The 7,563-nt window shown below is 39.5% G+C and carries 7 protein-coding genes; 6 read left to right on the top strand and 1 reads right to left on the bottom strand.

Features of this window, described 5'->3' with window-relative positions; genetic code table 11:
* Nucleotides 1–181 precede the first annotated feature (181 nt).
* The gene (locus tag JEQ21_RS09455; RefSeq protein ID WP_196967092.1) at nt 182–634 is read right to left on the bottom strand and encodes a universal stress protein; all 453 of its coding nucleotides are present in this window, start codon (nt 632–634) and stop codon (nt 182–184) included.
* 961 nt (nt 635–1,595) lie between these two features.
* Here JEQ21_RS09455 and JEQ21_RS09450 point away from each other — a divergent pair.
* From JEQ21_RS09450 to pyrE, 6 genes are all read left to right on the top strand, one after another.
* Complete coding sequence (locus tag JEQ21_RS09450; protein WP_199365275.1) at nt 1,596–2,477, top strand: aspartate carbamoyltransferase catalytic subunit; 882 nt, start codon at nt 1,596–1,598, stop codon at nt 2,475–2,477.
* A gap of 10 nt (nt 2,478–2,487) precedes the next feature.
* Nucleotides 2,488–3,765 (top strand): dihydroorotase, encoded by a 1,278-nt coding sequence (locus JEQ21_RS09445; protein ID WP_199365274.1) that lies wholly within the window; start codon nt 2,488–2,490, stop codon nt 3,763–3,765.
* A 207-nt stretch (nt 3,766–3,972) separates the two neighbouring features.
* Nucleotides 3,973–4,737 carry a dihydroorotate dehydrogenase electron transfer subunit gene (locus JEQ21_RS09440; RefSeq protein ID WP_199365273.1) on the top strand — a complete coding sequence of 255 codons (765 nt, stop codon included), beginning with the start codon at nt 3,973–3,975 and terminating at the stop codon, nt 4,735–4,737.
* Between the two features lie 9 nt (nt 4,738–4,746).
* Entirely contained in the window at nt 4,747–5,661 is a 915-nt protein-coding gene (locus tag JEQ21_RS09435) for a dihydroorotate dehydrogenase (RefSeq protein ID WP_196967093.1), read from the top strand.
* Between the two features lie 16 nt (nt 5,662–5,677).
* The gene (gene pyrF / locus JEQ21_RS09430; protein ID WP_199365272.1) at nt 5,678–6,391 is read left to right on the top strand and encodes an orotidine-5'-phosphate decarboxylase; all 714 of its coding nucleotides are present in this window, start codon (nt 5,678–5,680) and stop codon (nt 6,389–6,391) included.
* Nucleotides 6,392–6,395: 4 nt separating this feature from the next.
* Nucleotides 6,396–7,022, top strand: a complete 627-nt coding sequence (gene pyrE, locus JEQ21_RS09425) for an orotate phosphoribosyltransferase (RefSeq protein ID WP_199365271.1) — start codon at nt 6,396–6,398, stop codon at nt 7,020–7,022.
* Nucleotides 7,023–7,563 lie beyond the last annotated feature (541 nt).

The following is a 7,563-nucleotide window of genomic DNA, read 5'->3' as shown; positions in this document are numbered from 1 at the left end:
GTAGTAAGTTTCACCTATAGAGTATCATAATTTTTAAAAAAGGTCACAAAAACCTTTATTTGGCGTGCACAAAAAGACCACATTTGAAAGTCTGATGTAATTATGAGCTTTCAAATGTGGTCTTATTCTAAATTCTAGGTCTTAACTTAATGACATTGCCAACTAAGGCGTCTTTTTTGCTCTAAAAGAGATCTTCCTGATCACGAACAACAAGGAAATCGACCTTGGCATGACGGAGAATGTATTCAGATGAAGAACCAACTAAGAGACGTTCGAAGGCGTTGAGACCAGTAGCTCCCACCATAATCAAATCAATCTCATGTTCATCTGGAATGTCAGTTGCTAAAAGAGTTTTTGGATTTCCAAACTCGATGACTTGATGAACCTCAGTTAAGCCAGCAGCATGGGCTTGTTCCTCGTATTCCCCTAGCATCTTCTGAGCTTCAAGTTTTAATTGTTTATAAACCTCAGAATCGAAAGGGGTCACACTTTGAATGGCACGTGTATCAACAACGTGAACAAGAAACAGTTGAGCTTGGTTCCGTAAAGCTACATGGATGGCCTTGTGCAGGGCTAACTCCGCAGATTTTGAACCATCTAAAGCAACCATGATGTGTTGATAATGTTGAGTCATAAGAGTTCCCTCCTTTATATAGCTCTATTGTAAACCTTTTCATGAAATAATGCAATATTATAGTGATGAAAGTTTGGAAATCTCCGGTGATATTTTTCGAGTGTTTGTGAAAATTTTGAATTTCATTTCACAAAGAGTACTAAAACAAGGAGTAAGAAAGTTGTTTTTGAACCTGGGAGGTTCATAAATAGGATGGAATCGTGTTTTCACATCTCTGGAGTTTTTCATAACGAGTATAACAGTTTATACGTGATTCGGTTATACTCATTGGATTTCAAAATCTGATTTTGTCAAGCCTCTTTGATGAACTTATTGATTGCGTGCCTTGCACGATTATCATCAGATGTCCTTGTCATTTTTTTGAAATTCTGCGAGTATTCTGATTTTGAAATTGGTTAAGTATTAGATGTGTCCATACGTATTAAAATTTATTGTACAAAAAATAATCAGTGAATGTGATGATTTGGATTTAGGTCTTTGTCATGGTTTTTATTTATCCAGATTTTTCTGAATTTTTTAAGTGGATTCAGGTGATTTTAAACCTCATACCGACTACTTTTTGAAAACACCACTTAAAAAACTTTATAAAAAGAGCATAAAAATGGTTGAGAAAATTCACAGGGTAAGGTATACTTGCGGTAGCTTATATTCAAATTCTCTTTCGTCCAGAGAGGCGACTGAAAGTTTGTCTATCTAATTGAGAAGTTTCTCACTAGGACTCGAAGATCGAAGATTTTTGAGTAGTGAGTTAGGCCAAAAGAGATAGTCTTTCTGTTTCTTAACAATCAACTAGAAAAGGAGCGGAGATAAAATTTTAACTGAATAGAAAATCTTTTTAAGATAGTCCAGAGAGGCTAATAAGAGATTCCTTTGTTGCGGTATGTTTTGTCATACGCTTCTTTTGAGTACCTTGTTAGCCGACAAGGTATTTTTTTTGTATTTAATTTAAGGAGGGGTGTAGATGAAACATTTGCTGACAATGGAAAATTTGACGAATGATGAAGTATTTCAATTAATCGATAGAGCCTTAGAAATAAAGGCTGGGGCACCAAGTCTTCATCGACCGGATCTCTTCATCGCAAATCTATTTTTTGAAAACTCTACCCGAACGAAATTGAGTTTTGAAATTGCAGAAAAGCATTTGGGATTGAAGGTAGTAGATTTTGAAGTCTCAACCTCTTCTGTAAATAAAGGAGAATCTCTCTATGATACTTGTAAAACCTTAGAGATGATTGGGACATCCATTTTGGTTATTCGGCATCCTGAACAGACCTATTATCAGCAACTAGAAGGATTAATGATTCCGATTATTAATGGTGGTGATGGGAGTGGAGAGCATCCGAGTCAGAGTTTGTTGGATTTGATGACGATACAAGAACATTTTGGGAGAATAGAAGGACTAAATATTATTATTGTAGGAGATATCAAAAATTCTAGGGTAGCAAGAAGCAACTACCATATGCTAACGCGATTGGGAGCACAGGTACGCTTTGTTTGTCCTGATCTCTACAAAGATGTAACTCTGGGAGAAGTGGTTCAATTTGATGATGTAGTGGATGAAGTAGATGTTTGTATGCTCCTAAGAGTACAGCATGAGCGCCATGACGGCAGCCAAATATTTGATAAAGATTCCTATCATTTACAATATGGATTGACTTCAGAGCGTTATCATCGCTTAAAAGAAACAGCGGTTGTGATGCATCCTGCTCCAGTTAATCGAGGCGTTGAAATTGCGGATGAACTTGTTGAACAAGAAAAGTCACTTATTTTTCCACAGATGAAAAATGGGATGTTTATGAGGCAAGCAATTTTAGAGAAAATCATTCAAGAAAATGATTTATAAGGAGGTCATCATGCTACTACTTAAAAATGGGCGAGTATTAGAGGAAGGGCTTCTGGTTCAACGAGATATTCTCATTCAAGGTAAATACATTCAGAAAATAGGCGAACATCTGAAAGTAGAACAGGGTCGGACCATTGATCTAAAAGGCAAGTTTTTATCCCCAGGTTTTATTGATGTACATGTGCATTGGCGGGAACCAGGGTTTTCCTATAAGGAAACCATTGATCAGGCTTCACGAGCCGCAGCTAAAGGGGGATTTACAACGGTAATGCCAATGCCAAACTTGAATCCTGTTCCAGATACCTACGAACATTTGAAAGTTCAGTTAGAGTTAATTGAACGCGATAGTGTTATTCGGGCTATTCCGTATGGTTCGATTACAAAGGGAGAGTTAGGACAGGAATATGCTGATTTTGAGGCATTAGCACCGTATGTCTTTGCCTTTAGTGATGATGGGCGTGGTGTACAAGATGCCAATAAGATGTACCAATCCATGAAAATCGTTGCGAGGCTCGGTAAGGCGATTGTAGCACATTGTGAAGATAACTCTCTTATTTGGGGAGGAAGTATGCACTGTGGAAAACGTAGTCAAGAATTAGGGCAAAAAGGGATTCCTTCTGTTTGTGAGTCAGTTCAAATTGCACGGGATATTTTATTGGCAGAAGCAACAGGGTGCCATTATCATGTCTGTCATGTTTCAACCAAGGAATCGGTTCGACTCATTAGAGAAGCCAAAAAAAATGGTATTCACGTCACGTGTGAAGTTTGTCCTCATCATTTAATCAGTGATGAAGAGGATATTCATGAGGCGAGTGGCCTCTGGAAGATGAATCCACCGCTAAGAGCGAGAGAGGATCGAGAAGCCTTGATTGAGGGGGTGCTGGATGGAACAATCGATATGATTGCGACAGACCATGCCCCTCATGCAGCATATGAAAAAGAGGTCCCGATGGCAGAGGCGGCATTTGGGATTGTGGGGAGCGAGACAGCCTTTGCTCAACTATACACTCATTTTGTTAAAACAGGAATTTTCACCCTAAATCAAGTGGTAGATTTGATGTCAAAAAGAGTCGCTGAAATTTTTGGTTTGCCGTATGGGAAAATAGAGGAGGGGGCTTTGGCTGACCTCGTTGTGATAGATTTGGATAAAAGGATGCAAATTGATCCCGAGACATTTTTATCCAAGGGACGAAACACACCTTATGCGGGGCAAGAAGTATTTGGAATTCCAGTTTTAACCTTTTGTGAGGGAAGAATCGTCCATGGTCATTTAGAGGATTGGTCATAAGATTTTGATGAAAGTTCAAGTATTATGTGAGATTAACACTTAACTACATTCGAAATCGGAATACTCGAATCTTTCAAAGAGATGACCAGGAAAACTGATGTTGGTAGCTTAACAGGTCTGAGAGTCCTGTTAAAGCATATAGATCAGGCTTGAAAAGGTCGGATGTTGGAAATGGAATGAGTAACAGTCATTAGATAGGAGAAAAAGATGCAGGTTCAGCTAGCGAAAGTTCTAGAGCATAAGGAAATTGCCTATCATATTTATAAACTCACCTTGTTTGGAGAGATTGCAGAATCGATGATCGAACCGGGGCAATTTGTCAATATTCGAGTAGGAAAAGGAAATGAATTTTTATTGCGGAGACCCATCTCAATTTGTGAGGTTATCCCAGAACAAAAGGTTTTTGTGGTGATTTATCGAGCAGAAGGTAAGGGAACTCAAGTCCTTACTCAAGTTGAAGTTGGACAAGAAGTGGATGTCTTGGGACCTCTTGGACAGGGATATCATCTGGATACGTTAAATCCTGGTCAAACAGCCCTTCTTGTTGGAGGGGGAATCGGGGTTCCCCCCCTTTATGAATTGTCAAAACGGCTGAATGATCGTGGAATTCATACGATCCATGTCTTGGGCTTCAACTCTGATAAAGAGATTTTTTATGAAAAGGAATTTTCAAGTTTTGGGAAAACCTATATCAGTACGGTAGACGGGAGTCGAGGAGATAGAGGATTTGTTACAGATATTATAGAAAAATATCAAATAGAGTTTGAACAGTATTTTGCCTGCGGACCATTTCCAATGTTGAAAGCTTTACAGGAGATGAATAAGGATAAAACGGGATATGTTTCTTTGGAAGAAAGAATGGCCTGTGGCATTGGAGCCTGTTATGCATGTGTTTGTCGGACAGAAACAAATGACACAGCTCGAATTTGTTACGAAGGGCCTGTTTTTAAAGCAGAAGACATATTTTTTTAGGAGGTTGTGATGGAGGAGAGATTAAGTGTTGCATTGCCAGGATTAAATCTGAAAAATCCGATTATGCCAGCCTCTGGTTGCTTCGCATTCGGACTGGAATACGCAGAGTTTTATGATCTATCTCAACTTGGAGCTATTATGATTAAGGCGGCAACGAGAGAAGAAAGGCTAGGTAATCCTACCCCGAGAGTGGCGGAAACTGCAAGTGGCATGTTAAATGCAATCGGTTTACAGAATCCAGGTGTTCATAAAATTATAGAGGAAAAACTTCCTCAACTTGAAAGATATGACGTGCCAATTATTGCCAACGTCGCTGGAAGTAATGTTGAAGATTATATCTATGTAGCCAAGCATATTTCTAAGTCACCTAATGTTAAGGCCTTGGAACTCAACATATCCTGTCCTAATGTTAAATGTGGTGGGATTCAATTTGGAACGGATCCTCGTGTTGCCAGGGATCTGACGCAACGGGTTAAGGAAATATCTCAAGTCCCTGTTTATGTTAAGCTGTCTCCTAATGTGACGGATATCATTGAGATAGCAAAAGCGGTTGAACAAGGAGGCGCCGATGGGCTTACAATGATTAATACACTGGTAGGTGTCAGGTTAGATCACTACTCGGGTAAGCCGATTATTGCGAATGTCACAGGGGGGCTATCAGGGGCTGCCATTAAGCCGATTGCGATTAGGATGGTCTATCAAGTAGCTCAAGTTGTTGCTATTCCAATTATCGGAATGGGGGGGATTATGGATGAATGGGATGTGATTGATTTTATTTCAGCAGGTGCAAGTGCCGTTGCAATTGGCACAGCTAATTTTACAGATCCATTTGTTTGCCCCAAAATTATCAATCAGTTGCCTCAAGCCTTGGATCAACTTGGTGTTGATCATATTTTAGAACTAAAGGATCGAGCATGGAAGTAAAAGAAGGTTATGAACAATGGAAAAAAATGTGATTATCGCCCTGGATTTCCCGGAAATTGAAACAAGTTTACAATTCCTTGATTTATTTGGCTCAGAATCCCTTTTTGTCAAAATTGGCATGGAGCTTTTTTTACAAAATGGACCGAAAGTCATTGAAGCGATTAAGGCGAGAGGGCATAAACTTTTTTTAGATTTAAAACTTCACGATATTCCCAATACGGTTTATCAAGCCTCTAAAGGCTTGGCTCAATTTGATGTTGATATCTTAACGGTTCATGCAGCAGGGGGAAGGGAAATGATGCGGGCTGCCAAACAAGGAATCGTAGATGGAGGAGGACTAAATACGCGAGTGATTGCGGTTACACAATTAACTTCTACTTCAGAGGAACAAATGAAGCAAGAACAAGGAGTGGAATTGAGCCTTAAGGAGAGTGTCTTACACTATGCTTCCTTAGCCCATGAAGCAGGTTTAGATGGAGTTGTTTCATCTGCTCAGGAAGCAGGGGAAATTTTAGATTGTTGGGGCCCTGGATTCATTCGGGTCACACCAGGTATCCGATTTAGCCAAGATGACTTAGGGGATCAAAAACGGGTGGTTACACCGGATATCGCCAGTAAAATGGGAGTCAGTCATATTGTGGTCGGACGTCCGATTACACAGGCAGTTGATGCGGTAGGAGCCTATCTGAGTTTTGTGGCTGCGTTTGTAAAGGATAAAATGGGAGATTAGTGGAATGACAGATTTAAGATATGAAATTGCCAAAGACCTACTTGAAATAAAAGCTGTGGAGCTGAGACCACAACCTGAAAATTATTTTACGTGGACATCGGGTATTCAGTCTCCGATTTACTGCGATAATCGATTAACGATGTCTTATCCATCTGTTCGTAATCGCATCGCGGCGGGTTTAGTCGCCATCATTCAATCTCGCTATCCAGAAGTGACCGTCATTGCGGGGACATCAACTGCAGGTATCCCCCATGCGGCTTGGGTGAGTGACCGCTTAGATCTCCCAATGGTTTATGTTCGTGATAGTAAAAAGAAACATGGAAAAACAAATCAAATTGAGGGGAAAATAGGTGCACATGATAAGGTGGTTGTGATTGAAGATTTAATCTCCACGGGTATTTCTTCTTTGAAGGTGGTTGAAGCCTTATCTGAGAGAGGAGCACAAGTCCTGGGTGTGGTTGCGATCTTTTCTTATTCTCTTTCTAAGACTATGGATACCTTTATCCAAAAAGGAATCCAAGTCGATACCTTGACCCAGTACGATATTCTTGTTGAGGTAGCCCAACAATCAGGGTATATTCAAGAAGAGGAAATTGAAACCTTAATTCAATGGCGAAATCAACTAGATTAAAATGAATTGATAGTAAGTTCTTTGTTATGAGAGCTCGCCCAAAAGGCTTACCCAAACACCACAGTAAAAACGACGCCAACTACGGCGTCGTTTTTGACCTAAAAGAGATTTTCTTGTTCACAGCGCACACTTTGAATGGCACGTGGATTAACAAGGGGAACAAGAAACAGATGAGCTTGGTTCCGTAAAGTTAGACGGGTGTCTATCCCACCCTCAACTCTGCATATTTTGAACCTTCTAATGCAAGCATGATCTATGGAGAATGTTGAGTCATAAGAGCCTCCTCTTTTATTTGCTTCTGTTGTACATTTTTCATAAGATGCCGCCGGTATAATAGTGAAAATTCACATAGTCTAAAGAACTGATTGTTACATTTTTGTTACAATTCCAGAAACTCTTGATTATATATATATACCCGAATTATTCATACCCTGAATATCTTTGCGTAACTATCAAAAAAATCATCAGAAACAAGCAATAAATAATTGCAATTCTGATGATTTTTATGAACGATCAAGCTTTTCTATAAATAAAGATGGGT

This window comes from Streptococcus sp. 121 (genome assembly GCF_016458205.1).
In the GTDB taxonomy this organism is placed as follows: domain Bacteria; phylum Bacillota; class Bacilli; order Lactobacillales; family Streptococcaceae; genus Streptococcus.
The sequence above is the reverse complement of the archived record's forward strand: the minus strand, read 5'-3'. Positions and strand labels throughout refer to the sequence as shown.